Here is a 25,356-nt window from a genome sequence, read left to right as displayed (position 1 = left end):
CTAAAGCACCGCGTCGACAGCGCGGCGCAGCCGTGCCACGGTAGCCTCGACATCGGCGATCTTGTCCAGCCCGAACAGCCCCAGCCGGAAGGTCTTGAACGCCGGGCCTTCGCCCACCTGCAAGGGCACCCCGGCGGCGATCTGCATGCCTTCGGCGCGGAACTTCGCCCCCGACTGCACGTCCGTGTCGTCGGTGTAGCTGACCACCACGCCCGGCGCCTGGAAGCCCGGGGCCGCAACGGATTGCACCCCCTTGTCGGCCAGCATCGCCCGCACCGCCCGCCCCAGCGCCCATTGCGCCTCCTTTGCGGCCTGGAAGCCCATCGCCTGCGTTTCCAGCATGGCATCGCGGAAGCCGACGATGGCATCGGTCGGCATGGTGGCGTGATAGGCATGGCCGCCCTTTTCATAGGCCTCCATGATCGCGCGCCATTTCTTCAGGTCCAGCGCAAAGCTGTTCGAGGTGGTCTCGGCCAGCCGCGCCTCGGCACGCGGGCTGAAGACCACCACCCCGGCCGAGGGCGAGGCGCTCCAGCCCTTCTGCGGCGCGCTGATCAGCACGTCGACGCCGGTCGTCTGCATGTCGACCCAGATGCAGCCCGAGGCGATGCAGTCCAGCACCATCAGGGCGCCCACCTCATGCGCGGCGGCGGCAAGCTGGGCGATATAATCGTCGGGCAGGATGATCCCGGCGCTGGTTTCCACATGCGGGGCAAAGACGGCATCGGGACGGGTCTCGCGAATCTTCGCCACCACTTCCTCGATGGGGGCAGGGGCAAAGGGCGCGCGGGGCTCGTTGCCGGTCTGCCGAGCCATGGCGACATGGGTTTCGGTGGCAAACCCGCCGGCCTCGAAGATCTGCGTCCAGCGGTAGGAGAACCAGCCATTGCGCACGATCAGCGCGCGCCCCTGGCCGAACTGCCGCGCTACCGCCTCCATCGCATAGGTGCCGCCGCCCGGCACCAGCGCCACGGCGCTGCCCTTGTAGACCTCGCGCAGCATCCCCGACACGTCGCGCATCACCCCTTGGAACCGCGCCGACATGTGGTTCAGCGAGCGGTCGGTGAAGACGACCGAGAATTCCTCAAGGCCGTCGGGGTCGATGTGGGCGTGCAGTCCGGGCATGGGCATCTCCTTCGTTGCCGGTGAACCTAGGCCCTTGCGGCGGATGCGCAAGGGCCGCGATGCCGCGAAGATCGCTGCGGCTCAGGCCCGTTCGCTGACCTGATGCGTGCTGCGCTCCAGCCAGCCGGGGTTGATCTCCACCCCCCAGCCGGGCGCGTCGGGCACGGTGACGTGGCCGCCCTCCACCCGGTAGGGATCGCCCAGGAACAGCCCGTCCTGCCAAGGGTAGTAGTCCGGCCCCTCGATCGACAGCTCGAGGTATTTGCCGGCGTTCGGCAGGGCCTTCAGCAGGTGCATGGTGCACATGGTCACCAGCGACAGGTTGGCGGCATGCGGCGTGACCGGCAACCCGGCGGCATGGCCCATCCGCGCCACCTGCAGCGTGCGGTGGAGGCCGCCCATGTACATGACGTCGGGCTGCAGGATGTCCACCGCCTTGTGCTGAATCATCAGCTGCCAGCTGGACAGCTCGCAATCCTGCTCGCCCCCCGCCACGTCCAGCGACAGCGCCCGGCGCACCTCGGCGGTCTGCTCGACCTCCCAATAGGGGCAGGGCTCCTCGAAATGGCCGATGCCGTGGTCTTGCAGCATCCGCCCCACTTCGATGGCGCGGGCGGGGGAATAGCAGGAATTGCCGTCGACCAGCTTGTCGATGCCCTCGCCCAGCGCGCGTGAGACCACCGGCACCACCGCCTCGGTCCGCCCTGGCCATTCATCGCGGTCGCGGCCGCATTCGGCGCCCACGCGCCACTTGAAGGCGGTGAAGCCCTGCTCGTCGCGCAGCCGGCAGAACCGCGCCGCCTCGTCTTCGGGCGTGATGTCGCGCTTCATCGAGGACGCATAGGCGCGCAACGGTCCAGGTCTGCCGCCCAAAAGCTCGACAACCGGCTTGCCTTCCAGCCGACCGCGCAGGTCCCACAACGCGGTGTCCAGCCCGGTCATGGCCCGGCGCAGATAGCTGCCGGGGAACTTGTGCTCGCGCTCCTGGATCAGGCGCAGGGTATCGTCGAAGTCCAGCGCATCGGTGCCCAGGGCATGTGGCGCGATCTGGCGGTGGAAGACCTGCGCCGTAATGTCGGCATTGTAGGTGGAAAGCTGCCCCCAGCCGGTATCACCGGTATCGGCGGTGGCCTTCACGAAACACACGAACTCGGTGCCGAAGGTTTCCAGCTTTGCGATCTTCATTCCGCGCCTGCTTTCATCTGTCCACAAATATCCCGGGGGTGCGGGGGCTGGCCCCCGCCCTTACGGCTGCCCCAAGGGACCCGGTCGCCGCTCTTCGGTCAAGAGCACGTTGGCCTCGACGTTCCCCACCCCGGGCAGGGTCATGATCCGCCGGCGCAACACACGCTCGAAATCGACCAGGTCGCGGGCCACGACCCGCAGGCGATAGTCGAACAGACCCAGCACATGCTGCACCACCTGCACCTCGGGGATGGCGGTGGCGGCGCGCTCGAAATCCTCAAGGCTGACCCGGCCCTTGGTGGCCAGCTTCACCCCCAGAAACACGGTGACGCCGAAGCCCAGCTTTTCGCGGTCCACCTCCAGCCGGCGCCCGGCCAGGATGCCGGCCTCCTCCAGCCGCCGCACCCTGCGCCAGGCGGCGGGCTGCGACAGGCCCAGCCGCCGGCCCAACTCTCCCGCCGACAGGGTGCCATCCTGCGCCAGCGCCCTGAGGAGGCCGCGGTCGATGTCGTCGAGGTCGATCACGCCGGCGGTCACAGCGGCAGCCCCCCGCTGTCCTTGATGGTCGAGACCAGCATCAGCGCCTCGACCTCGGCGATGTGCGGCAGCGCCAGGATGCGCTCGCGGTAGACCTGCGCCCAGTGGCCCATGTCGCGGGCGATCACATTCAGCCGCACATCGACACGCCCCAGGAAGGTCTCGATGCCGATCACCTCGGGCACCTCCCGCGCGGCGGCGATGAACTGGTCAAAGGCGCGCGGGTCGGTCTTGTCCAGCGTGAAGCGGAGCGAAACCTCGACCGCATAGCCCAGCGCGCGCCAGTCGATTGCGGCGGTCTCGGCGCGCAGGACCCCGCTCTCGCGCAGGCGTTCGATCCGGCGCCAGAGCGTTGCCGGCGTGACGCCTGCGCGCAGCGCAAGTGCCGCACGGTCCATCGCGGGCTCGGCCAGCCAGTATCGCAGGATGCGGCGGTCCGTCTCGTCCATCTGCATGAATTTTTCACTTTCGGCTGCAAGAGAGAACGAATTTTCGTCGAAAACTCGCATCCCGTCAAATATTGCACGGTTCGCCTGCGGAAAGGGCTTAGGGTCCCGCCATCCATCAGCAAAGGAGACGCGAAATGCGCGTTTACTATGACCGCGACTGCGACGTGAACCTGGTCAAGGACAGACGGGTGGCCATCCTGGGCTACGGCAGCCAGGGCCACGCCCACGCGCTGAACCTACGCGACAGCGGCGCCAAGAACCTGGTCATCGCCCTGCGCGAAGGCTCGCCTTCCGCCAAGAAGGCCGAAGCCGAAGGCCTCAAGGTCATGGGCATCGCCGAGGCGGCCAAGTGGGCCGACCTGATCATGTTCACCATGCCCGACGAATTGCAGGCCGAGACCTATCGCAAATACGTGCACGACAACCTGCGTGAAGGCGCCGCCATCGCCTTCGCCCACGGCCTGAACGTGCACTTCGGCCTGATCGAGCCGAAGAAAGGCGTCGACGTGATCATGATGGCGCCGAAGGGCCCCGGCCACACCGTCCGCGGCGAATACGTCAAGGGCGGCGGCGTGCCCTGTCTGGTGGCCGTGCACCAGGACGCCAGCGGCAAGGCGATGGAACTGGCGCTGTCCTACTGCTCGGGCATCGGTGGCGGCCGCTCCGGCATCATCGAGACCAACTTCCGCCAGGAATGCGAAACCGACCTGTTCGGCGAACAGGCGGTGCTGTGCGGCGGCCTCGTGGAACTGATCCGCATGGGGTTCGAGACGCTGGTCGAGGCCGGATACGAGCCGGAAATGGCCTATTTCGAGTGCCTGCACGAAGTGAAGCTGATCGTCGACCTGATCTACGAAGGCGGCATCGCCAACATGAACTACTCGATCTCGAACACCGCCGAGTACGGCGAATACGTCAGCGGCCCGCGCATCCTGCCCTACGATGAAACCAAGGCCCGCATGAAGGCGGTGCTGCGCGACATCCAGACCGGCAAGTTCGTGCGCGACTTCATGACCGAAAACGCCGTCGGCCAGCCGTTCTTCAAGGCCACCCGCCGCATCAACGACGAACACCAGATCGAGAAGGTGGGCGAGAAGCTGCGCGCCATGATGCCCTGGATTTCCAAGGGCAAGATGGTCGACAAGTCGCGCAACTGATCGCGAAGCGACCGATTTTTCGACGAAAAATCGGGGCCGGGGGGAAAACCGTCCGGCCCTTTGGCTTGCCGAAACTGCGCGGGGTCTTCGCCTCAGCGCCGTATCCAGGCCAGCAGCGCGCCCGCCATCCAGCGCACCCGTCCGGTGACCGGGGGCATCAGCAGCGGCAGCGCCGAGAAGCGGTTCACCACCACCGGCTTGTCGTGACTGAAGGCGAGAAAGCCCGCATGGCCGTGCGCGGCGCCCTGGCCGCTGGCGCCGATGCCGCCGAAGGGCAGGTTCGGATGGGCAAAATGCGCCATGGTCAGATTGACCGCGACCGAGCCGGAGCGGGTTTCCCTGCGGATGCGGTCGATGAAGGCCGGATCGCGGTCGAAGACATAGAGTGTCAGCGGTTTCGGCCCGGCGTTGAGGGTGGCGATGACCGGGTTCAGGTCGTCGTACTCGATCACCGGCAGGAGGGGGCCGAAGATTTCCTCCTGCATCACGGCCATGCCGGCGGTGGTTCCGGTCAGGACAATGGGCTGCACCGCGCCGGGCGGTTGCTGGCCCGCCGGCAGAAGGCGGGCGCCCTTTGCGGCGGCGTCGTCCAGCAGCGCCTGCATGCGGGCGGCGTGGCGCGGCGTGATCGAGCCGGCCATGTCGGGCGCCATGCGGGCAAGTTCGGCCGTCAGCGCGGTCAGGAAGGGGGCGGCGATGCTGGCGGCGAGATACAGGTGATCGGGCGCCACGCAGGCCTGTCCGCCGTTCGACAGCTTGCCCCAGGCGACCATCCGCGCGGCCTTGGCGATGTCGGCGCCGGGGCCGACGATCACCGGGCTTTTCCCGCCCAGCTCCAGCGTCACGCTGGCCAGGTGCGGCGCGGCGGCGGCCATGACCTGCTTGCCGATCCCGGTGCTGCCGGTGAAGAAGACGTGGTCGAAGGGCTGCGCCAGCAGCGCCTGCGCGGTCTCCGGCCCGCCCTGCGCCACGGCGACGTGGTCGGGCGCAAAGGCCTCGGCGATGAGATCGGCCAGCAGGGCGGCGGTGTGCGGCGTCAGTTCCGAGGGCTTCACGACGACCCGGTTGCCCGCCGCGATGGCCGAGACCAAGGGGCCAAGGGTCAGCATGAAGGGATAGTTCGACGGCCCGAAGATCAGGCACAGCCCTTTCGGTTCCGGGATGACGCGGGCCGAGGTGCCCAGCATCACCAGGTCGGGCCACACGCGCCGGCCGCGCGCCCAGGCGCGCAGGCGGCGGCGGGCAAGGCGCAGCTCCTGATAAAGGGGCAGCAGTTCGGTCAGCCGGACCTCGACCGCGCCCTTGCCGAAATCCGCCTTCAGGGCCGCGACAAGCGGCGCCTCGCGGGCGCGGACGGCGGCGTGCAGCCGGTCCAGCGCGGCGCGGCGTTCGCTGACCGGCAGCCCCGCGGGGCGGGCGGCCAAGGCAAGGCGCAGGGCGGCAAGGTCGGGCAGAATCTCGTCCATGCCGGGCAGGCTGGCCCCGGCGCGCGCCGCACGCAAGCGTGACGCGGGGTCGCGCGGCGGGGTTTGGCTATCGCACGCCCAGTCCCGCGCGCATCAGGGTGCGGCGGACGGGCGCGACGGAATACATCGCGTCCAGCGCGCCGGCGCGCAGGTTGCGGAAGGTCTGGCCGCCCATCATCGACGCGCGGTTCAACAGGTCGATCCCGGCGACGCGGGCCTGCACCTCAAGGTGGCGGCGGCGGTGGTAGGTGTCCAGCATCTTCGCCTCGCCCAGGGCCCCGCGGTCGGCCTCGGCCAGGTCCAGCAGCACGGCCAGGTCGGCCAGCGACATGTTCAGCCCCTGCGCGCCGATCGGCGGCACCACATGCGCGGCCTCGGCCATCAGCGCGGTGCGCTCGCCCGACATGCGGTCGGCGATCTGGCTGATGATCGGCCAGACACTGCGCCGGGTGGCCAGTTTCAGCGACCCCAGGATCTGACACGACCGGGCGTTCATCGCGGCCTCGAACTCGGGCACCGGCAGGGCGGCCAGACGGGCGACCTCGGGGCCGGTCTCCATCCAGACCACGGCCGAGGCGGGCTGGCCGTCGCGGTCGGGCAGGGGGACCAGAGTGAAGGGACCGCCCGAGCGGTGGATCTCGGTCGAGACGTTCTGGTGCGGGACCGGGTGGGTGACGGCGAAGGCCAGCGCCTTCTGGCCATAGCGCAGGGTGCGGACGCCGATGCCAAGGGCCTGGCGGATGGTGGAAGCGCGGCCATCGGCGGCAATCACCATCCGCGCGGCGACAGTGCTGCCGTCGGACAGGGTCACCCGGGCCTCGGTCTGGCGGGTGAACAGGCCGGTGGCGGCAAGGCCGGGGCGGAAGGACACGGTGGGCAGGTCGGCCAGCCGGGCGACCATCTCGCGCCGCAAGAGCCAGTTGGGGAAGTTCCAGCCGAACGGTTCGTCCGAGATGTCGGCGGCGTCAAAGTCCTTGACGATGCGAGGCTCCGCCGTGGGGCCGCCGGCATCGACGATGCGCATCACCTGCAGCGCCGCGGCCTGGGGTTCCAGCCGGTCCCACAGGCCCGCGGCCTGCAGCACCGCGCGCGAGGGGTGCAGGAAGGCGGTGGTGCGCAGGTCGGCGCCTTCGGCATCGGCCTCGGTCACCGGCGGGGCGGGATCGACGCAGATCACCGAGAACCCGGCCGAACCGAAGGCGGCCGCGGCGGTCAGGCCGGCGGGGCCGCCGCCGGAAATCAGGATATCGGTGGATTCACGGGTCATCGGGGCCTCCGCGGCCAACCTAGGGGCTGGGCCGGGCGGGCGCCAGAGCGCAGATCGCCCGGACAGGCGATGCAGTCGGTCGGCAGGTCAGGGCAGGGTGATCCAGATGATGATCACGAACATCACCGCCACCATCACCAGCGCCGGCAGCGTCAGTGCCACCAGGCCCCAGGTCTTGACGCCCAGCACCAGCGCCAGAAGCACGGTCGGCAGGGCCCAGAACACCATCTCGGCGCCGGACGTGTCGGTGTCGTGATGCGACGGGGCGGCGTGGGGCGGGTCGATGTCGGCGGCAAGGGTCATGACAGTGTCCTCTGTTTCGTGAGGTTCACATATCGCTTTTCGCGACCGGCGGAAGTGGCGATTTGCCGCAGTGCGGCATTTTTTTCACCGCCCGTCACCGCCCGTCACCGCCCGTCGTGACGGTCGGCTCAGCGCCGGGCCAACGGCCAAAGGAACGCGGCAAGGTCGCTGGTATGGTGGTGGATGTGCGGCGCCGGCTCGGCCGCCGGGGCGACATGGACGGTGCGCAGGCCTATCGCATGCGGAGCGGCCAGGTTGCGGGCATCGTCCTCGAACATCGCGGCGCGGGTCGGGGTCAGGCCGTCCTGGGCGAATACCGTCTCGAAGGCCTCGCGCTGGGGTTTCGGGCGGTAGCCGGCATGTTCCACGCCATAGACCGCGTCGAACAGGCCGCTCAGGCCGCGGGCGGCCAGCACCTTGTGGGCATATGGCGTGTCGGCATTGGTATAGACGATGCGGCGGCCGGGCAGGGCGGCGATGGCGGCGGCCAGGTCCGGGTCGGGCGTCAGCGCCGAGAAGTCGATGTCGTGCACCGCGGCCAGATAGTCGCCGGGCTCGATGGCATGTTCGTGCATCAGCCCGGCCAGGGTGGTGCCATACAGCGCCCAGTAGTGCCGGCGCAGGTGGTCGGCCCGGTCGCGGCTGACGTTCAGGCGGGTCATCACCCAGTCGGTCATCCGCCGCTCGATCTGGTCGAACAGCCGCATCTGAGGCGGGTAAAGCGTGTTGTCGAGGTCGAACACCCAGGTCTCGACGTGGTGGAATTCGGCGCGTGGCATGGCTTCGGTTCTAGGCCGGCGCGGTGGCCTTGGGAAGGGTTGATCGGGCCGGGGCCGGGGGGTAGGGTGCGCAGCGGGGGACGGAAGGGGCCGATCTTGGTGCAGAAAGATGCCTATACGCTGATCCTTGAGGCGATTGAGGCGGGAACCTACAAGCCGGGCGACCGGCTGGTCGAAAGCGAGCTGGCCGAGCGGCTGGGGGTCAGCCGCACGCCGGTTCGCGAGGCGCTGCAGCGGCTGGAAACCCAGGCGATGCTGACGCGCGACGGGCGCAGCCTGATCGTCGCCTCGCTGGACCACAACCAGTTGGCCGAGCTTTATGCGGTGCGCAGCGAGTTGGAGGGCCTGGCCGCCCGGCTGGCGGCGCGCCAGGCGACCGAAGAAGAGATCCGGGTGCTGCAAAGCATGGTGGCCGAGGATCGCGCTCTGGTCGGCGGCGACCCGCGGGCGCTGAGCCGGGCCAACAAGCGGTTCCACAAGCTGATTCACCTGGCCAGCCACAACCGCTTTCTGGTGCAGCAGCTGGACCTGGTGCACCGCTCGATGGCGCTGATGGCCAACACCTCCTTTGCCGCCGAGGGGCGCGACGAGGCGGCCATCCAGGAGCATGAGCAGATCGTCGCGGCGATCGCGGCGGGTGACGGCGATGCGGCCTATCAGGCGCTGAAGACCCACATCAGCCGTGCCTTCGAGACCCGGCTGCGAGTCGATGCCGGCGAGATCAAGCTGCGCTGAACCGGCACGGATCGGCACCGATCCGGCACTGATCCGCCAAAGCCGCCCAACGGGCAAGGCCGCCGGCCTGTCCTCCTGGCGCGGTCAGCCCGGCAGATCGGCGGCGTCGAACAGGCCGTGGTGGGTCTTGTCCCAGTAGAACGGCCGGCGCAGGGTTTCCCACAACCCCTTGTAGGCGGCAAAGGCGGCCAGCGGGAAATAGGCGGCCAGAGTGAAGATCCACAGCGGCGACAGCTGGTGGCGGCTGCGGCGCAACGCGATCAGGGCAAGGCCGGCGTTGACGGCTTCGGTCAGCAGGAAGACCGAGATCAGCACCTGCGTGCCGACGGGCGTCAGCACCTGCCCCAGCGGATGCCCCAGGCCCAGCGGCACCGCCCAGAACGACCACAGGACCGGCGCCAGCAGGAACTGCAGGATGGTGCCCAGGAACATCACCTGAAACCCGGCAAAGCGCCAGGCCCCCAGTTGCCGCCACAGCAAGAGCGGTGAGCGCATGTGGACCGCCCAGGTCAGCATGTAGCCCTTGATCCAGCGCGAGCGCTGCTTGATCCAGGGCAGCACCCGGCAGTTCGCCTCTTCGCCGGTGACGGTGTCCAGCACCTCGGTCCGGTAGCCGTGGCGCACCAGGCGCACGCCCAGATCGGCGTCCTCGGTCACGTTGTGGGCGTCCCAGGCGCCCAGCTCCTCCAGCACGGCACGGCGGAAGAACAGCGTGGTGCCGCCCAGCGGCACGACCAGGCCCAGCCGCGCCACACCCGGCAGCATCAGCCGGAACCAGTTGGCGTATTCGATGGTAAAGCAGCGCGACAGCCAGTTGGTGCGCGGGTTGTAATAATCCAGCACGCCCTGCAGGCAGGCCACATCGGGGCCGCGGCGGTGGAAGCGGTCCACCACCTTGCGGATCTGGTCCGGCTCGGGTGCGTCCTCGGCATCGTAGATGCCGATGATCGACCCGCGGCAATGGTCCAGCGCCAGGTCCAGCGCCCGCGGCTTGGTGCGGACCTGGCCCGCCGGCACCACCACCACCCGCATCCAGGGCGGCAGGTCGGCGCTGGCCAATGCCTCGCGGGTGCGGGCATCGTCGGCCTCGACCGCAAGGATCACGTCCAGCCGGTCGCGCGGGTAGTCCAGCCGCGACAGCCGGCGCACCAGCCGGGGCGCGATGTCGCTTTCGCGGTACAGGGCCACGATGACGGACACCTGCGGCAACTGGGCCAGGATCGGCGCCGGCGGCTCGGGCGGGGCAGGGCGCAGGGCGGCCACGGCGGCGGCGATCTTCAGCGCCATCGACAGGACCAGCGAGATCACCGCCGCCGCCAGCGCCAGGCGGAACACCAGCAATGGCGCCGAGTACAGCAGGGCGGCGGCCAGCAGCAGGCCTGACACGACCCAGGGCAGGGCTTCGATCTGGCTCCAGTTGCGGCAGCTTTCGGCGGCGGTCACGCGCTGTTCGGCAATCTGCGCCAGCCGGGCGCCGCGACGGGCATGGATCGCCTGTTCGATCCGCGAGATCGGCGCCAGCGCCATCAACACCGGGCCAAGCCGCGCCTCAAGCATCGGGCGCAGGCGGTCGAAGGTGTCCGGCCGCGCGGTCACCACGACGGTGGCCGAGCCGGCCCTGCGCCAGGGCACCAGGCCGTAGCGCAGGCAATCCTGCGCGCCGACGCGGTCGATCAGGGCCGGGTCGGGCAGCGGCGCCAGCGGATCGACTTCGGCGACGGCAAAGTGGCGCGAGGCGGCTTCCAGCAGCCGGTCTTCGGCCACCGCGCCGCGCGGCAGCATGCGGTCGGACCGGCCTTCGCCAAAGGTCAGGGCATGCGCCAGGTCTTCGGGTTTCAGCAGGCCCTCGCGCAGCAGGGCGAAGTGAAATTTCGCCGCCCTGCGTGCGCATGCGGCCCCAGAGGCAAGGCCGGGATCAGCCGGGCGGGCGGCCCGCCGGAAAGGGTCTGGAGCATGCACCGCCGTCACCGTCCAATCCTGACGCGCCAGCATGCGACCGGAAGGTTAACAGCGCGTTAATCGAAGCTTAACGCGGCGCCCGGATCAGGCGGCGCGGCGGGCCTGCATGGCGGCGGCAAAGCGCTCGAACAGGTAATAGCTGTCCTGCGGGCCGGGGCTGGCCTCGGGGTGGTACTGCACGCTGAAGACCGGCCGGCCGGTCATGGCGATGCCGCAGTTGGTGCCGTCGAACAGGCTGACATGGGTTTCCACCACGCCCTTGGGCAGGGTGTCGGCATCCACGGTGAAGCCGTGGTTCATGCTGGTGATCTCGACCTTGCCGGTGGTCAGGTCCTTGACCGGGTGGTTGGCGCCGTGGTGGCCGTGGTTCATCTTGCGGGTGCGGGCGCCCAGCGCCAGCGCCAGCATCTGGTGGCCGAGGCAGATGCCGAACAGCGGCAGGTCGGCCTTCAGCACGCCCTGGATCATCGGCACCGCATATTCGCCGGTGGCGGCCGGGTCGCCGGGGCCGTTCGACAGGAACACCCCGTCCGGCCGGTGCGCCAGCACCTCCTCGGCGGTGGCGGTGGCGGGCAGCACGGTCACGTCGCAACCCGCCGATGCCAGGCAGCGCAGGATGTTGCGCTTGGCGCCGTAATCCACCGCGACGACCCTGAACCCCGGCTCGGTGCGGCGGGCATAGCCCTGCGGCCAGGCCCAGCGCATCTCGTCCCAGGTGTAGGACTGCGCGCAGGTGACGTCCCTGGCCAGGTCCAGGCCGACAAGGCCCTTCCAGGCGCGGGCCTTGGCGACCAGACGCTCGATGTCGAACCTTCCTGCCGGGTCATGCGCCAGCGCGACATGCGGCGCGCCCTGCTGGCGGATGGCGCGGGTCAGCCGGCGGGTGTCGACGCCGCCCATGCCGATGCGCCCGATCCTTGCCAGCCAGTCGGTCAATTCGCCCGTGGCGCGCCAGTTCGACGGCTCGGTCGGGTCCCACTTGACCACCATGCCGGCGGCAGCGGGGGTGGCGGTCTCGTCATCCTCGGGGGTGACGCCCACATTGCCGATATGCGGGAAGGTGAAGGTCACCACCTGGCCCGCATAGCTGGGGTCGGTCATGATTTCCTGGTAGCCGGTCATCGCCGTGTTGAACACCAGTTCCGCCACCGTCTCGCCCACGGCGCCGAAGCCCTGGCCGTAGAACAGCGTGCCGTCGGCAAGCGCAAGGCAGGCGGTGGCGTTCTGCGGCGCAGGCATGGGCGATCCTCCGGGTGCTGGATGGGCGCGAACCTAAAGGCGGGGCGCGGCAGGGTCAAGCCATTGGCGGAAAAGGAATTTCGTTTTTTGACAAGGGGTTGGGCCGCGACGCCGGGTTGCGCCGGGAATCGGCATCCGATAACGTGGGCAGCGGGAAACCAGGGGGCAAGGCCAGATGTCTTTGCGGGACCGTCTGCAGACGGCGCTGAAAGAGGCGATGAAGGAACGGCAGGCCGACCGGCTGTCGACCCTGCGGCTGATCAATGCCGCGATCAAGGATCGCGACATCGCCAGCCGCGGCGATGGCGGCCCCGAGATGGTGTCGGATGCCGACATCACCGCGATCATGGGCAAGATGGTCAAGCAGCGCCAGGAATCGGCCCGCGCCTATGAAGAGGGTGGCCGGCTGGAACTGGCGGAAAAGGAACTGGCGGAAATCGTGGTGATCCACGAATTCCTGCCCCGGCAGATGAGTGCGGACGAGGTCGCCGCCGCCGTCGAGGCCGCGATGGCCGAGACCGGCGCCGCCAGCATCCGCGATGTCGGCAAGGTGATGGCGGCGCTGAAGGCCCGCCACGCCGGCCAGATGGATTTCGGCGCCGTCGGCGCGCTGGTCAAGGCGCGCTTCGGCTAGGGCCGATCCGGGCAGGTCACTGCAGCGCCGCCAACCGGGCGCGGAGATCGCGATACAGCGCGATGCGCTCTGGCTCGGACAGGAAGCGGCCAAGTTCGACATCGCGCTCGGCGCCGCCAAGCGTCAGGTAGTTCGGCACCGGCCCGCCGGTTTCATGCAGGGTCAGCCGCAGCCAATGCGGGTTTGCCCGCCATTCCTGCCGCCGCCCATGCGGCCCGTGGCGGACCAGCGTGACCTCGGTTTCGCTGAAGGACAGGACTTCGACGATGGCGCGGTCGCGGCCGTTCTTGCGCAACGCAACCCAGATCGCCCAGACCGCCGCCGCCACAAAGGGCAGCAACCCCCAAAGCACGGGGCTGCCGATCACCGCCAGCAGCGGCACGCCGATCAGCAGCGCGGTCAGCCCGATGAACCAGACGAACCCGCGCGACGACAGCGAGCGGTGCGGCCAGAGTCGCAGCCGTTGGGTCCGGTCCTGCGGGGGATGCCATTCATAGGGCATGGAATGTCCGGGATCGCGGGTGTCCTTGCCCAAAACAAACGGCCCCGGGCGCAAGCCCGGGGCCTTGGGCCCGACCGCGCCTGAGGGCGCTCAGTGTGCGTGGGCCTTGTCCCAGTCCTCGCGCTTGGGAAGCTGCTCGAAGGTGTGTTCGGGCGGCGGCGAGGGCAGGGTCCATTCCAGCGTGTCGGCGTATTCGTTCCAGTAGTTGTTCTGGGTCACCCGACGGCCGGCAAACAGGGTGTAGAACACGATGCCAAGGAACAGCACGAACGAGGCGAAGGCGATCATCGCGCCGATCGACGAGACATAGTTCCAGAAGGCAAAGGCTTCGGGGTAGTCGATGTAGCGGCGCGGCATGCCCTGGCGGCCCAGGAAATGCTGCGGGAAGAAGGTCAGGTTGCTGCCGATGAACATCAGGTAGAAATGCACCTGCCCCGCCCATTCCGGGTATTGCCGGCCCGACATCTTGCCGATCCAGTAATAGACCCCGGCGAAGATTCCGTAGACCGCGCCCAGGCTCATCACATAGTGGAAATGCGCCACCACATAGTAGGTGTCGTGGTAGACCCGGTCGATCGGCGCCTGGCTCAGCACGATGCCGGTCACGCCGCCGACGGTGAACAGGAACAGGAAACCGAAGGCGAACAGCATCGGCGTCTTGAACTCGACCGAGCCGCCCCACATCGTGGCGATCCAGGAAAACACCTTGATGCCGGTGGGCACCGCGATCACCATTGTCGCCAGCATGAAATAGCTTTGCTGGGTCAGCGACAGGCCCACGGTATACATGTGGTGCGCCCAGACCACGAAGCCCAAGACACCGATCCCGACCATGGCATAGACCATCGGCAGATAGCCGAAGATCGGCTTTTTCGAGAAGGTCGAGATGACGTGGCTGATGATCCCGAAGGCCGGAATGACGATGATGTAGACCTCGGGGTGGCCGAAGAACCACAGGATGTGCTGGTACAGGATCGGGTCGCCGCCGAACTCGGGCTTGAAGAAGGCGGTGCCGAAGTTGCGGTCGGTGATCAGCATGGTGATCGCGCCGGCCAGCACCGGCAGCGACAGCAGAATCAGCCAGGCTGTGACGAAGATCGACCAGGCAAACAGCGGCACCTTGTGCATGGTCATGCCGGGCGCGCGCATGTTCAGGAAGGTGGTGATCATGTTGATCGCACCCAGGATCGACGAGGCGCCGCTCAGGTGCACCGCGAACAGCGCCAGATCCAGCGAAAAGCCGTCCTCGCGGTTCGACAGCGGCGGATACAGCACCCAGCCGACGCCCGAGCCGGCCTGCCCGTTGCCCCCCGGCGCAAAGACCGAGGCGATGGCCAGCGAGGTGCCGGCGACATACAGCCAGAACGACAGGTTGTTCAGCCGCGGAAAGGCCATGTCCGGCGCGCCGATCATCAGCGGCATGAAGTAGTTGCCGAAGCCGCCGAACAGCGCCGGGATCACCACGAAGAACATCATCAGGATGCCATGCGCGGTAACGATCACGTTCCACAGATGGCCGTTCGGGGTGCAGTCCTCGACCGCGGCAGCGGTCAGGCGCATGCCCTCCTGGCACATGTACTGCACGCCCGGGTGCATCAGTTCCATGCGCATGTAGACGGTGAAGGCCACCGAGATCAGGCCGACGAACCCGCCCACGAAGAGGTAGAGGATGCCGATGTCCTTGTGGTTCGTCGACATGAACCAGCGCGAAAAGAAGCTTCGCGCCTCATGGTCATGCCCGTGGATGGCTGCGTCGGCCATGGCCTCTCCCGTTCACTCGTCCGGTCACGGCCGGCGGTTGGCTCCGCAGACCCGGTTCCCTTGATAAGGTGACTCTAGCCTTCGTCGTTGCGGCATTCAATCCGCGATTTGACCCAGATCAAATCTGATTGGGGCGGGAAAACGAAACCGCGGCCGGTGGGGGCACCGGCCGCGGCGAAGGGAGGAACGGATGGGCGCCGTGACGGTTACTGGGCGACCGAGGCCAGATAGGCCGCGACATCCTCGCCGCCGGCCGCCAGCTTGAACGACATCTTCGACTTGGCGCCGTCGTCGCCCGAGACCTGCTTGAGCCAGGCCGCGGGGTCCACGACATAGGCCGCGATGGCGGCCTGATCCCAGACCGCGCCGGTCGCCCCGGCGGCCTTGATGCCGTCGCCATACTTGAAGTCGGGGTCCGAGGCGACCGGGCGACCGACCACGCCGTAAAGGTTCGGGCCGGTCTTGCCGCCCTTCTGGATCTCGGTCCCGTCCGGGGCCACGATCGAATGGCAGGCCTTGCACTTCTTGAATTCGGCCTCGCCGGCGGCCGGGTCGCCCGCCAGCGCGGGGGCCGCGGCAAGGGCGGCAAAGGTGGCGGCCAGCAGGGTGAACTTGGTCATGGTGGTCCTCATCGTGGATGGTGCCGAGGCTTCGACACCGTGCCCGCAACATGGGGCGAGGGGGGGTTGCTATGCAATAGCAGGCCTGCAGCTTTGGCCTGATATCCGAAATCAGCGCCGGCAGGCAGGACTTAGCGCCGGCAGGCGGGTCCTTCGGCAAAGACCTTGTCGAAGCTGGACCGCAGTGCCACGTCGAGGTCGGCCAGCGTCACCGGCAGGCCAAGATCGACCAGGCTGGTCACCCCGTGGTCGCGGATGCCGCAGGGCACGATGCCGGCGAAATGGCTCAGGTCCGGCTCGACGTTGATCGACAACCCGTGGAAGCTGACCCAGCGCCGCAGCTTGATGCCGATGGCGGCGATCTTGTCCTCGGCCGGGCTGCCGTCGGCATTTGCCGGGCGGTCGGGCCGCACCACCCAGACGCCGACGCGGCCCGGGCGGATTTCTCCGCGGACGTTGAACTGCGCCAGCGCGGCGATCACCCAGTCCTCCAGGGCGCGCACGAAACAGCGCACGTCGCCGCCTCTCGCACGCACGTCCAGCATGGCATAGACCACCCGCTGCCCCGGCCCGTGATAGGTATACTGCCCGCCGCGCCCGGTGGTGTAGACCGGGAATCGGCCCGGATCGATCAGGTCCGCCGCGCGCGCCGAGGTGCCGGCGGTGTAAAGCGGCGGGTGCTCCAGGAGCCAGATCGCCTCGTCCGCCGCGCCCTGCGCGATGGCTTCGGCCCGCGCTTCCATCGCGGCCAGCGTGGCTTCATAGGGTGCCAGCCCCGGAATATGCGTCCATTCGACCAAAATTATCGGCCCTTTCGCCTGCGGATCAGGAAATCCGGCCTTTTCAGGCCCGCGCGCCGTGGTAGCATCGACGCAGATTTCCCTCTGCTCATCCGTTGGAGTGATGCAATGAAGACCAAGGCCTTTGCAACCAGCGCCCTCGTCGCCTCGCTGTCGTTTGCCCCGGTGTCGCCCTTTGTCGCGCCCGCGCATGCGGACGGCAAGGACGTGATCGCCGGGCTGATCGTCGGCGGCATCATCGGTGCCGCGATCAACGAGGAATCGAAGAAGAAGAAGAAATCCTCCGGCAAGGCGAAATCGAAGTCGAGCAAGTCCAAGTCGAGCGGCATCTCGGCCGAACAGAAGGCGGCCAACATCGAGGTGCAGCAGGCGCTGAACTACTTCGGCTGGCCGGTCGGCACCGCCGACGGCGCCATCGGCCCGAAAAGCCGCGCCGCGATCTCGGACTACCAGGCCTTCCTGGGCTACCCGGCGACCGGCCAGCTGACCGAGGAAGAGCGCACCGTCCTGGTCACCTCGCATGTCCGGGCCGAAGCCGGCGGCTCGGCCATCGCCGAGATCGTCTCGGGCAGCCCCTACGGCATGAAGGGCGTGCTGCTGGCGCAGCGCGACGAGATGCGGGCCTCGGGTCCGGTCACCGCCGCCGTTGCGCCGACGGCGCCGGCGCAGGGGTCGGTCGTCGGGGCGACGGTGGCCGGCGCCATCGTGTCCGACGCACCGCCGCCTGCGCCGGTTCCGGCCCCCGTTGCGGCCCCCGCCCCGATCACCGTGGCGACCGAACCGGCGCCCGCACCGGCCCCCGTGGTCGACCCCGAACCCGAGGTGGCCGCGGCCGAACCCGGACTGCCCTCGTTCATGGACCCCAACGGCGGCAAGGGCGCGCTGTCGTCCAACTGCAACGCGGTGACGCTGGCCGCCGGCACCAACGGCGGCTATGCCACCGCCGAGACGATGACCGACGCCAACGCCGCGCTGTCCGAACAGCTCTGCCTGACCCGCGCCGCGGCGATTGCCACCGGCGATGCGCTGGCGGCCAAGGTCGCAGGCTTCACCCCCGACCAGATCGCCGCGCAATGCGCCGGCTTCGGGCCGGTGCTGAAGGACCAGGTCGCCGCGCTGTCGATGCGGCCCGCCGATGAGGTGCTGGCCGGGGTCGAGGCCTTCATCCTGCAATCCGGCATGTCGCCGGCGCAACTGTCGGGCACCGCCAAGGTCTGCCTGAGCGTCGGCTACAAGGCCGACCAGATGGACATTGCCATCGGCTCGGCGCTGATGCTGACCGCAATGGGCGAGACCGGCTATGCCGAACTGCTGGGCCACCACCTGGCCCAGGGCTATGGCGCGACCCAGCGGCCCGACCTGGCGATCGGCTGGTATGAGATGGCGCTCAAGACGCTGGACGGCGGCACCGATGTCTTCGCCCCCGGCATGTCCGGCCGCGACGACCTGATCCGCAAGGCCTCGTTCAGCATCGCCGGCCGGGCCTGGGAACTGGCGCCGCAGCCCAAGATCGAAGAGGCCGCGCTGCCGTCCTTTGCGGTGACGCCCGAGGCGCCCGAGACCGCCGTCGCGGCGGTGCCGGAAGAGACGGCGCCGGTGGCGCCCGCAGCGGTGGCCGCGGTGGCCGTGCCCGAGGCCGACCCCGCCCCCGCGGCACCGGTCGAGCCGGTGGCGCAAGCCGTCGTCGAGGCGCCGCCGGTCGAACCCGCGCCACTGCCAGAGGCGGTCGAACCCGCGCCGGCTCTGGCCGCGACCCAGCCGATGTCCAACCCCAATCCCGAACTGATGCAGATCGGATCGGACGTGGCGATGGGCCTGGCGCGCGCGCCGCTGATGATCTTCGCGGTCGGCTTCTAAGCCGCCCCGATCCCCCTGGAAGGGGCGCAAAAAGCCCCTTCCCTTCGCCTGCGACTGTCGCTATCTAGCTGCCACCCGGAAGCCGGATCGTTGCGGATGTGGCGGAATTGGTAGACGCGCAGCGTTGAGGTCGCTGTTCCTTAACCGGAGTGAAAGTTCGAGTCTTTTCATCCGCACCACCGGCCCGGGCCTTCACAGGCGCCGGGCCTTTCTCTGTGCGGTTCCCAGTGCGGTTTCCTGTGCGGTCGCAGGACCGGTTGCCGATCCGGCCACGTCATTCCCTGACAATTCAAATCAAATTCGACGCTTAACCGAGACTTAGCGGCTCTCCGCCAAATCTGGACGGAAGCGGGCGCACGGTGCCCGTCAAGGCGGTGAAGCAAGGAATGCCGGGCAAGGATCGGGCGCGGGGTGTTGGGTTCCAGGCACGACGGAACGGCGGGTGCCGGATCCGTCAGCCCGGTCGTGCCTTGCAGCCGGCTGCGGAGGTGACCCTTGGCCACCTATAGCGGCACCACCGGCAACGACACGCTCACCGGCACCGCCGGCAACGACAGCTTCTATGCCAACGCCGGCAGCGACAGCATCTCGGCGGGCGCGGGGGATGACCTGGTCTATGCCGGCGATGGCAACGACGCGGTCAAGGGGTCCCTGGGCAACGACACGCTTTACGGCGAGAACGGATCCGACACGGTGGTCGGCGGCACCGGCAACGATCTGGTCAACGGTGGCGCGGGGACCGATTCCATCGCCGGCGACGATGGCAATGACACCGTCGATGGCGGCACCGAGAACGATACCGTCCAGGGTGGCCAGGGATCGGACAGCCTGATCGGCAACGACGGCGCCGACCTGATCCGCGGCGACATCCGCACCTTCGACCCGGCGGCCTACCCCTCGGGGCCGGGCATAAATCCGGTGACGATCACCTTCACCAACAACTCGACCCTGACGCTGGACGCCTATTCGATCGACCAGAGCGGCGTGTCGCTGTATGCCGGCACGCTCTCGCCCGGCCAGTCCCTGAGCGGTGACACCTACTCCGATCAGTTCTTCTATCTGACCGATGCCGCCACCGGGGAAAAGCTGGCGATCTACGAAGTCGGCACCCAGACCAGCTTCAACTTCACCAACGACTTCAACGACACCATCACCGGCGGGCAGGGCGCCGACACGATCTACGGCGACTACGGCAACGACAGCATCGACGGCGGCACCGAAAGCGACTTGATCTATGGCGGTGCGGGCGACGACACGGTCATCGGCAATTTCGGCAACGACCGGGTCGAACTGGGCGATGGCAACGACAGCTTTGGCGACTGGTCCAACGAAGCCGGCAACGACCTGGCCTATGGCGGCAACGGCAACGATATCCTCATCGGCGGCGGCGAGAACGACACGCTTTACGGTGATGCCGGCGATGACATCCTGTCGGGCGGCGTCGGGTCGGACAGCCTGTTCGGCGGCACCGGCAACGATGCCTTCATCATCACCGACGACCACCAGACCGACACCATCGACGGCGGCGAAGAGAGCGGCGATCTGGATGAACTGTGGTTCGGCAACTACGCCTCGACCAACGGCGTCTCGGTCACCTTTTCCGGCGCGGATGCGGGCAGCTATGCCTTTTCCGGCGGCTATGCCTCGGGCCAGTTCACCGGCATCGAGAAGATCACCGCCACCGACTACAACGACACGCTGAACGCCTCGGCCGACACCAACGGCGAAACCATCCTTGGCCTGGGCGGCGCCGACAGCATCACCGGCGGCTCGGGCAACGACGCGCTTCTCGGCGGCACCGGCAACGACATCATCAACGGTGCGGCCGGCAGCGACACGCTCTGGGGCGAGGCCGGCGACGACCAACTGAGCAATACCTCGGGCAACGACGCCTCCTACGGCGGCGACGGCAACGACACGCTGCTGGGCGGCACCGGCAGCGATTCCCTGCTGGGCGAGGCCGGCAACGACCGCATCGAGGGTGCGGGCGGTGCCGACAGCATCGACGGCGGCGACGGCGACGACACGCTGGTCGGCTACGACGCGATGAACCTGGGCACGGGTGGCACCGGCGTCCAGGTCGACGAAGGCGCGGCCGACACGATCTATGGCGGCACCGGCAACGACTGGATCGGCGGCGGGGCCGGGTCCGATGTCTTGGATGGCGGCGCCGGCAACGACATCATCTATTTCGGCAGCGGCAACGACACCGTCTATGGCGGCGACGGCGCCGACAGTATCGACGACATCGGTGGCGGCTTTGAGTCCGGCAGCAACCTGATCGACGGCGGCGCCGGCAACGACACCATCTGGACCGGCGCCGGCAATGACACGGTCTATGGCGGCGACGGGGACGATTTCGTCGACGATCAGGTCACCGATGTCTCGGGGGCCTCCTGGCTGGATGGCGGGGCGGGCAACGACACCCTTCTCGGCGGCCTGGACAACGACACGCTGGATGGCGGCATCGGCAACGACAGCCTGTCGGGCGAGGCCGGGGCCGATACCTTCTACATCGCTGCCGGCCAGGGCGTCGACACGATCCTGGGCGGCTCGGCCGGGCTGGACTCCGATACCCTGTCCTTCGACCCGAACTGGACCGGCAGCATCGGGGTCAACGTCACCTTTACCGGCAATGAGGCGGGCAGCTACGCCTACGCCAGCGGCGCCGGCAGCGGCACCTTCACGGATATCGAGCGTCTGGATGGCACGGCCGCATCGGACAGCGTCAATGCATCGGTCGCCACGACCGGAACGACCTTCAACGCCGGCGGCGGCAACGACACCTTCGTCGGCGGGGCCGGCGCGGATTCGGTCTTCGGCGGCATCGGCGACGACAGCCTGACCGGCGGCGGCGGCAACGACACCATCGACGCGGGCTATGGCTCCGATGTCGTGGTTGGCGGCGCCGGGGCCGACAGCATCACCCTGGGCGACGGCAACGACAGGCTGACGATGACCGGTAGCGACAGCCTGTCCGACACCATCGACGGCGGCCTCGGCAACGACAGCATCAACATCACCGGCGGGTCCTCGAACGACATCGTCTATGGCGGCGCCGGCAATGACACGATCACCACCAGCTACGACCTGACCGGGGGCAACGACACGCTTTACGGCGGCGACGGGCGCGACACCTTCCTGGCCGGCGCCGGCGACAGCGTGGTCGGCGGCGAGGGCGGCGATGATTTCGACACTCTCAACCTGACCACCATCCCGACCGCGGCCAGCGTCACCCTGACCGGCAACGGCACCGGCACGGCCACCAGCAGCGGCAACACGCTGAACTTCTCCGAGATCGAGGCGATCAACACCACCGCCTATGCCGACACCATCAACGGCGCCGCCGACACCTGGGGGATGACCTACGCCACCGGCGCCGGCAACGACAACGTCACCGGCGGCTCGGGCGCCGACAGCATCGACGCGGGAACCGGCGACGACATCGTCTCCTCAGGCGCGGGCAACGACACCCTGCTGCTTGGCGACGGCAATGACACGGTCGCAGCCGGCACCGGAGACGACAGCCTGCGCGGCGACGCCGGCAACGACATCCTGAACGGTGGCGACGGCAACGACACGGCCTCTGGCGGCGACGGCGCCGACGTGCTGAACGGCGGGCTGGGCAACGACTTCCTGACGGGCGATGCCGGCACCGACACGCTGACCGGCGGCGGCGGCAACGACTACATGGATGGCGGCGCAGATTCCGACCTGTTCCAGATCGGCGCGGGCGAAGGCGCCGATACCGCCTTCGGCGGCGAAACCGGCGCCGACTACGACTATCTGGACTTCACCACCGCGCCGGTCGGCGGCGGCGTCAACGTCACCTTCACCATCGAGGAAGGCGGCATCTACACCTTCGCGGGCGGCGGCGTCGGCTCCTTCGCGCAGATCGAAGACGTGTCGGGCACCGCCGGCAACGACACCATCAATGCCTCTGCTGTCACGACCGCCACCCATCTGCGCGGCGAAGCGGGCGACGACAGCCTGACCGGCGGCAGCGGCGCCGACGGGTTCGAAGGCGGCGACGGCAACGACACGGTCAGCGGCGGCGCCGGCAACGACACGCTGAACGGCGATGCCGGCAACGACAGCCTGACCGGCGGCGACGGCGACGACTGGCTGCTGACCGGCGCGGGCAACGACATCGCCTATGGCGGCGCCGGCAACGACTACCTGTCGGACATGTCCGGCGCCTCCTGGCTGGATGGCGGCACCGGCAACGACACTGTTCTGGCCGGTGACGGCAACGACACGCTTCTGGCCGGCACCGGCAACGACCAGATCGACGGCGGCACCGGCGCCGACGTCATCTACGTCGCCGCGGGTGAGGGCATTGACACCATCACCGGCGGCGCCGGCGGCACCGATGACGACACCCTGGCCTTCGACCCGACCTGGACCGGCACCTCGGGCGTCTCGGTCACCTACACCGGCACCGAGGCGGGGACCTACGCCTATGCCACCACCGGCAGCGGCAGTTTCACCGAGATCGAGCGGATCGACGGCACCGCCGCCGCCGACAGCGTGGATGCCTCGGCCAGCACGCAGGGCGTCGTCTTCAACACCGCCGGCGGCGCCGACAGCTTCCTCGGCGGCGCTGGCAACGATTCCGTCTTCGGCGGCATCGGCAACGACAGCCTGACCGGCGGCGCGGGCGCCGACACGCTGGACGGCGGCGGCGGCAACGACATGCTGGCCTCGGGCGCGGGCAATGACCTCGTCTATGGCGGCACCGGCGATGATGCCGTCACCATCGGAGACACCGATGGCACCGATGTCGTCGACCTGGGCGAAGGCATCGACGACTGGGACACCGCGACCTTCGTCGCCTCGCCCGGCGGCGCGGGCGTGTCCATCACCTACAGCGGCACCGATTCCGTCAGCTATGCCTTCAGCGGCGGTCTCGCTTCGGGCACGATCACCGGGGTCGAGGCCATCAACGGCACCGCCTACGGCGACACCCTGGACGCCTCGGCCGATACCGACGGCATGACGTTCAACGGCGGCAGCGGCGCCGACAGTGTCATCGGCGGCGCCGGCGACGACGCGATCGACGGTGGCGGCGGGGCCGACTGGATCGCCGGCGGCGCCGGCAGCGACTGGATTTCGGGCAACGACGGCAACGACACGCTGTATGGCGGCACCGGCGCCGATGGTGCCGACGGCGGGGCGGGCAACGACCAGATCTATGGCGGCGCCGGCAACGATTTCATCGAAGCCGGCGATGGCAACGATCTGGTCGACGGTGGCGATGACGACGACCAGGTGTTCGGCGGCCTGGGCGACGATCAGCTTCTCGGCGGCTCCGGCAACGATACCCTGCTCGGGGCCGAAGGCAACGACACCGTCTCGGGCGGGACCGGGTCGGACGCGCTGTATTTCAGCAGCACCGACGGCAGCGATACCCTGGTCGGGGGCGAAGACGCCGCCGACACCGATCAGGACGTGCTTTATGTCTATGATGACGGGGGCGGCTACAGCGTCACCTTCACCGGCAGCGAGGCGGGCCAGCTGGTCTCTGCCGCCACCGGCGCGACGGCCAGCTTCTCGCAGATCGAAGGCATCGTGCTTTCGGATGGCGGCGACAGCGTCGATGGCGCCGCTTCCGCCTCTGACCTGACCATTCGGGCGGGGTTCGGCGCAGACAGCGTTCTTGGCGGGCAGGGCAATGACAGCCTGGCCGGCGAAGGCAGCGATGACACGCTGGATGGCGGCCTGGGCGACGACACCCTCGTCGGTGGCAGCGGCGACGATATCCTGCTGGGCGGCGCCGGCATCGACCGTCTTTTCGGCGGTGACGAGGATGACAGCCTGTCGGGCGGCACCGGCGACGACCTGCTGGATGGCGCCGACGGTGACGACACCCTGCGCGGCGGCGCCGGCAACGACTCGTTGATCGGCAACGACGGCGCCGACCTGTTCGGGTTCGACCAGGGCGGCGGCAGCGATACCGTCGATGATTTCGACATGAACATCGTCGATGGCCGCACGCTGGACCAACTGGACGTTTCAGACCTGACCAACCCCGATGGCAGCCCGCTGCGCTGGCAGGATGTGACGGTCGCGGACGACGGCAGCGGCAACACTGTCCTGTTCTTCCCCGAGGGCGAGACGGTCACGCTGCTTGGCGTCGCTCCCGCGCTGATCGACAAGCAAACCGCCGTGACCATGGGCCTGCCCTGTCTGGCGGCGGGCACGCTGATCGACACGCCGGGCGGGCGGCGCCGGATCGAGACCCTGCGGCCCGGCGATCTGGTCGTGACCCCCGACGGGCCGGGGCCGGTGCTCTGGGCCGGGCGTCGGGTGGTCGGGCAGGACGAGATGGCCCGCCAGCCCTCGCTGAAGCCGGTGCTGATCCGGGCGGGGGCCTTGGGCAACGACCTGCCGCTGGCGGTGTCGCGGCAACACGCCGTGCTGCTGGCCGGGCCGGACGGGGCGCCGGCGCTGGCGCGGGCGGGGCAACTGGCCAAGCTGGGCCGGGGCGCCTTCCGGGTGCAGGACGGCTGCCGCGGCATGGCCTGGCACCACCTGCTCTTGCCGCGCCACAGCCTGATCTGCTGCAACGGCCTGTGGACGGAATCGCTCTGGCCCGGGCCGCGCGGGTTGGCGGCGCTGGGGCCTTCGGCGCCGGCGGAACTTGTCGCGGCGCTGCCGTCGCTGGCGCCCGGCCTGGCGGTGCCGGGGTTGTTGTCCACGGTCTACGGTCCGCAGCTTGGCCCGATGCTGAGTGGCGCCCAACTGCGGGCGCTGCCCGCCCTGCGTCCGGCCGCACTGCCCGATTCCCCCGTTGCCGCCGATGCGGCCTGCGGCCGGCCCGGCCGGGTCGCGCCGGTGCGGGTGCTGCGGTCGCAGGCTCGGGGGCGCGTCTGAAGACATGATGCAAATGCGACATGTTTGCCCGTTGTTGCGGCAGGAATCCTGACTGATCGGTCAAGCAATCCGACGCCGTGCCGGTCGCTGTCACTTGGCCGTTGC

The 25,356-nt window shown here is 68.8% G+C and carries 19 protein-coding genes and 1 tRNA gene; 6 read left to right on the top strand and 14 right to left on the bottom strand.

Annotated elements, in window-relative coordinates:
• The 4 genes from LHP98_RS11275 to LHP98_RS11260 form a co-directional block, all read right to left on the bottom strand.
• Positions 1–1,125: an aminotransferase class V-fold PLP-dependent enzyme gene (locus tag LHP98_RS11275; RefSeq protein WP_227252638.1), complete on the bottom strand. Its 1,125-nt coding sequence runs from the start codon at positions 1,123–1,125 to the stop codon at positions 1–3.
• 81 nt (positions 1,126–1,206) lie between these two features.
• Positions 1,207–2,310: a mandelate racemase/muconate lactonizing enzyme family protein gene (locus LHP98_RS11270; RefSeq protein WP_227252637.1), complete on the bottom strand. Its 1,104-nt coding sequence runs from the start codon at positions 2,308–2,310 to the stop codon at positions 1,207–1,209.
• 60 nt (positions 2,311–2,370) lie between these two features.
• Entirely contained in the window at positions 2,371–2,835 is a 465-nt protein-coding gene (locus tag LHP98_RS11265) for an Lrp/AsnC family transcriptional regulator (protein ID WP_227252933.1), read from the bottom strand.
• 8 nt (positions 2,836–2,843) lie between these two features.
• The gene (locus LHP98_RS11260) at positions 2,844–3,302 is read right to left on the bottom strand and encodes an Lrp/AsnC family transcriptional regulator (protein ID WP_227252636.1); all 459 of its coding nucleotides are present in this window, start codon (positions 3,300–3,302) and stop codon (positions 2,844–2,846) included.
• 128 nt (positions 3,303–3,430) lie between these two features.
• Between LHP98_RS11260 and ilvC the strand changes: the two genes are divergently transcribed.
• A complete protein-coding gene (ilvC, locus tag LHP98_RS11255) occupies positions 3,431–4,453 on the top strand; it encodes a ketol-acid reductoisomerase (protein ID WP_227252635.1) in 1,023 nt (340 codons plus the stop codon).
• Positions 4,454–4,545: 92 nt separating this feature from the next.
• On the opposite strand, the gene LHP98_RS11250 is transcribed toward ilvC, so the two are convergent.
• The 4 genes from LHP98_RS11250 to LHP98_RS11235 all read right to left on the bottom strand — a co-directional run bounded on the left by LHP98_RS11250 (position 4,546) and on the right by LHP98_RS11235 (position 8,268).
• The gene (locus LHP98_RS11250) at positions 4,546–5,919 is read right to left on the bottom strand and encodes an aldehyde dehydrogenase family protein (protein WP_227252634.1); all 1,374 of its coding nucleotides are present in this window, start codon (positions 5,917–5,919) and stop codon (positions 4,546–4,548) included.
• Between the two features lie 67 nt (positions 5,920–5,986).
• A complete protein-coding gene (locus LHP98_RS11245) occupies positions 5,987–7,186 on the bottom strand; it encodes a UbiH/UbiF family hydroxylase (RefSeq protein WP_227252633.1) in 1,200 nt (399 codons plus the stop codon).
• An 87-nt stretch (positions 7,187–7,273) separates the two neighbouring features.
• Positions 7,274–7,489, bottom strand: coding sequence for a hypothetical protein (locus LHP98_RS11240; RefSeq protein WP_227252632.1), 216 nt, complete (start codon positions 7,487–7,489; stop codon positions 7,274–7,276).
• A 128-nt stretch (positions 7,490–7,617) separates the two neighbouring features.
• Positions 7,618–8,268, bottom strand: a complete 651-nt coding sequence (locus LHP98_RS11235; protein ID WP_227252631.1) for a pyrimidine 5'-nucleotidase — start codon at positions 8,266–8,268, stop codon at positions 7,618–7,620.
• Positions 8,269–8,367: 99 nt separating this feature from the next.
• Between LHP98_RS11235 and LHP98_RS11230 the strand changes: the two genes are divergently transcribed.
• Positions 8,368–9,003, top strand: a complete 636-nt coding sequence (locus LHP98_RS11230) for a GntR family transcriptional regulator (RefSeq protein WP_227252932.1) — start codon at positions 8,368–8,370, stop codon at positions 9,001–9,003.
• A gap of 84 nt (positions 9,004–9,087) precedes the next feature.
• On the opposite strand, the gene LHP98_RS11225 is transcribed toward LHP98_RS11230, so the two are convergent.
• On the bottom strand, positions 9,088–10,785 hold the full coding sequence (locus LHP98_RS11225) for a glycosyltransferase (protein ID WP_264473763.1): 1,698 nt from the start codon (positions 10,783–10,785) through the stop codon (positions 9,088–9,090).
• Positions 10,786–11,046: 261 nt separating this feature from the next.
• The gene (gene carA / locus LHP98_RS11220; protein ID WP_227252629.1) at positions 11,047–12,201 is read right to left on the bottom strand and encodes a glutamine-hydrolyzing carbamoyl-phosphate synthase small subunit; all 1,155 of its coding nucleotides are present in this window, start codon (positions 12,199–12,201) and stop codon (positions 11,047–11,049) included.
• Between the two features lie 175 nt (positions 12,202–12,376).
• Between carA and LHP98_RS11215 the strand changes: the two genes are divergently transcribed.
• Positions 12,377–12,835, top strand: a complete 459-nt coding sequence (locus LHP98_RS11215) for a GatB/YqeY domain-containing protein (RefSeq protein ID WP_227252628.1) — start codon at positions 12,377–12,379, stop codon at positions 12,833–12,835.
• 16 nt (positions 12,836–12,851) lie between these two features.
• Here LHP98_RS11215 and LHP98_RS11210 read toward each other — a convergent pair whose 3' ends face one another.
• From LHP98_RS11210 to lipB, 4 genes are all read right to left on the bottom strand, one after another.
• A complete protein-coding gene (locus LHP98_RS11210) occupies positions 12,852–13,337 on the bottom strand; it encodes a DUF2244 domain-containing protein (RefSeq protein ID WP_227252627.1) in 486 nt (161 codons plus the stop codon).
• Between the two features lie 90 nt (positions 13,338–13,427).
• A complete protein-coding gene (gene ctaD / locus LHP98_RS11205; protein WP_227252626.1) occupies positions 13,428–15,098 on the bottom strand; it encodes a cytochrome c oxidase subunit I in 1,671 nt (556 codons plus the stop codon).
• A gap of 206 nt (positions 15,099–15,304) precedes the next feature.
• The gene (locus LHP98_RS11200) at positions 15,305–15,718 is read right to left on the bottom strand and encodes a c-type cytochrome (RefSeq protein ID WP_227252625.1); all 414 of its coding nucleotides are present in this window, start codon (positions 15,716–15,718) and stop codon (positions 15,305–15,307) included.
• A 131-nt stretch (positions 15,719–15,849) separates the two neighbouring features.
• Positions 15,850–16,524, bottom strand: a complete 675-nt coding sequence (gene lipB / locus LHP98_RS11195; RefSeq protein ID WP_227252931.1) for a lipoyl(octanoyl) transferase LipB — start codon at positions 16,522–16,524, stop codon at positions 15,850–15,852.
• A 102-nt stretch (positions 16,525–16,626) separates the two neighbouring features.
• On the opposite strand from lipB, the gene LHP98_RS11190 reads away from it, so the two are divergent.
• The 3 genes from LHP98_RS11190 (at position 16,627) to LHP98_RS11180 (ending at position 25,251) form a co-directional block, all read left to right on the top strand.
• A complete protein-coding gene (locus LHP98_RS11190) occupies positions 16,627–18,375 on the top strand; it encodes a peptidoglycan-binding domain-containing protein (RefSeq protein WP_227252624.1) in 1,749 nt (582 codons plus the stop codon).
• Positions 18,376–18,467: 92 nt separating this feature from the next.
• Positions 18,468–18,554 (top strand) — tRNA-Leu (locus LHP98_RS11185).
• Between the two features lie 316 nt (positions 18,555–18,870).
• A complete protein-coding gene (locus LHP98_RS11180) occupies positions 18,871–25,251 on the top strand; it encodes a Hint domain-containing protein (protein ID WP_227252623.1) in 6,381 nt (2,126 codons plus the stop codon).
• The last annotated feature ends 105 nt before the right edge of the window (positions 25,252–25,356 follow it).

Origin of the sequence: Rhodobacter sp. Har01 (assembly GCF_020564565.1) — a bacterium.
Lineage (GTDB): Bacteria > Pseudomonadota > Alphaproteobacteria > Rhodobacterales > Rhodobacteraceae > Pseudogemmobacter.
The sequence above is the reverse complement of the archived record's forward strand: the minus strand, read 5'-3'. Positions and strand labels throughout refer to the sequence as shown.

Excerpts from the sequence above, each read along its gene's own strand:
- LHP98_RS11215 (WP_227252628.1), top strand. The coding sequence starts at position 12,377 with ATGTCTTTGCGGGACCGTCTGCAGACGGCGCTGAAAGAGGCGATGAAG.
- ctaD (WP_227252626.1), bottom strand. The coding sequence starts at position 15,098 with ATGGCCGACGCAGCCATCCACGGGCATGACCATGAGGCGCGAAGCTTC.
- LHP98_RS11275 (WP_227252638.1), bottom strand. The coding sequence starts at position 1,125 with ATGCCCGGACTGCACGCCCACATCGACCCCGACGGCCTTGAGGAATTC.
- carA (WP_227252629.1), bottom strand. The coding sequence starts at position 12,201 with ATGCCTGCGCCGCAGAACGCCACCGCCTGCCTTGCGCTTGCCGACGGC.
- LHP98_RS11240 (WP_227252632.1), bottom strand. The coding sequence starts at position 7,489 with ATGACCCTTGCCGCCGACATCGACCCGCCCCACGCCGCCCCGTCGCAT.
- LHP98_RS11260 (WP_227252636.1), bottom strand. The coding sequence starts at position 3,302 with ATGCAGATGGACGAGACGGACCGCCGCATCCTGCGATACTGGCTGGCC.
- LHP98_RS11190 (WP_227252624.1), top strand. The coding sequence starts at position 16,627 with ATGAAGACCAAGGCCTTTGCAACCAGCGCCCTCGTCGCCTCGCTGTCG.
- LHP98_RS11225 (WP_264473763.1), bottom strand. The coding sequence starts at position 10,785 with ATGCTGCCGCGCGGCGCGGTGGCCGAAGACCGGCTGCTGGAAGCCGCC.
- ilvC (WP_227252635.1), top strand. The coding sequence starts at position 3,431 with ATGCGCGTTTACTATGACCGCGACTGCGACGTGAACCTGGTCAAGGAC.
- LHP98_RS11270 (WP_227252637.1), bottom strand. The coding sequence starts at position 2,310 with ATGAAGATCGCAAAGCTGGAAACCTTCGGCACCGAGTTCGTGTGTTTC.
- LHP98_RS11245 (WP_227252633.1), bottom strand. The coding sequence starts at position 7,186 with ATGACCCGTGAATCCACCGATATCCTGATTTCCGGCGGCGGCCCCGCC.
- LHP98_RS11210 (WP_227252627.1), bottom strand. The coding sequence starts at position 13,337 with ATGCCCTATGAATGGCATCCCCCGCAGGACCGGACCCAACGGCTGCGA.
- LHP98_RS11200 (WP_227252625.1), bottom strand. The coding sequence starts at position 15,718 with ATGACCAAGTTCACCCTGCTGGCCGCCACCTTTGCCGCCCTTGCCGCG.
- LHP98_RS11235 (WP_227252631.1), bottom strand. The coding sequence starts at position 8,268 with ATGCCACGCGCCGAATTCCACCACGTCGAGACCTGGGTGTTCGACCTC.
- LHP98_RS11250 (WP_227252634.1), bottom strand. The coding sequence starts at position 5,919 with ATGGACGAGATTCTGCCCGACCTTGCCGCCCTGCGCCTTGCCTTGGCC.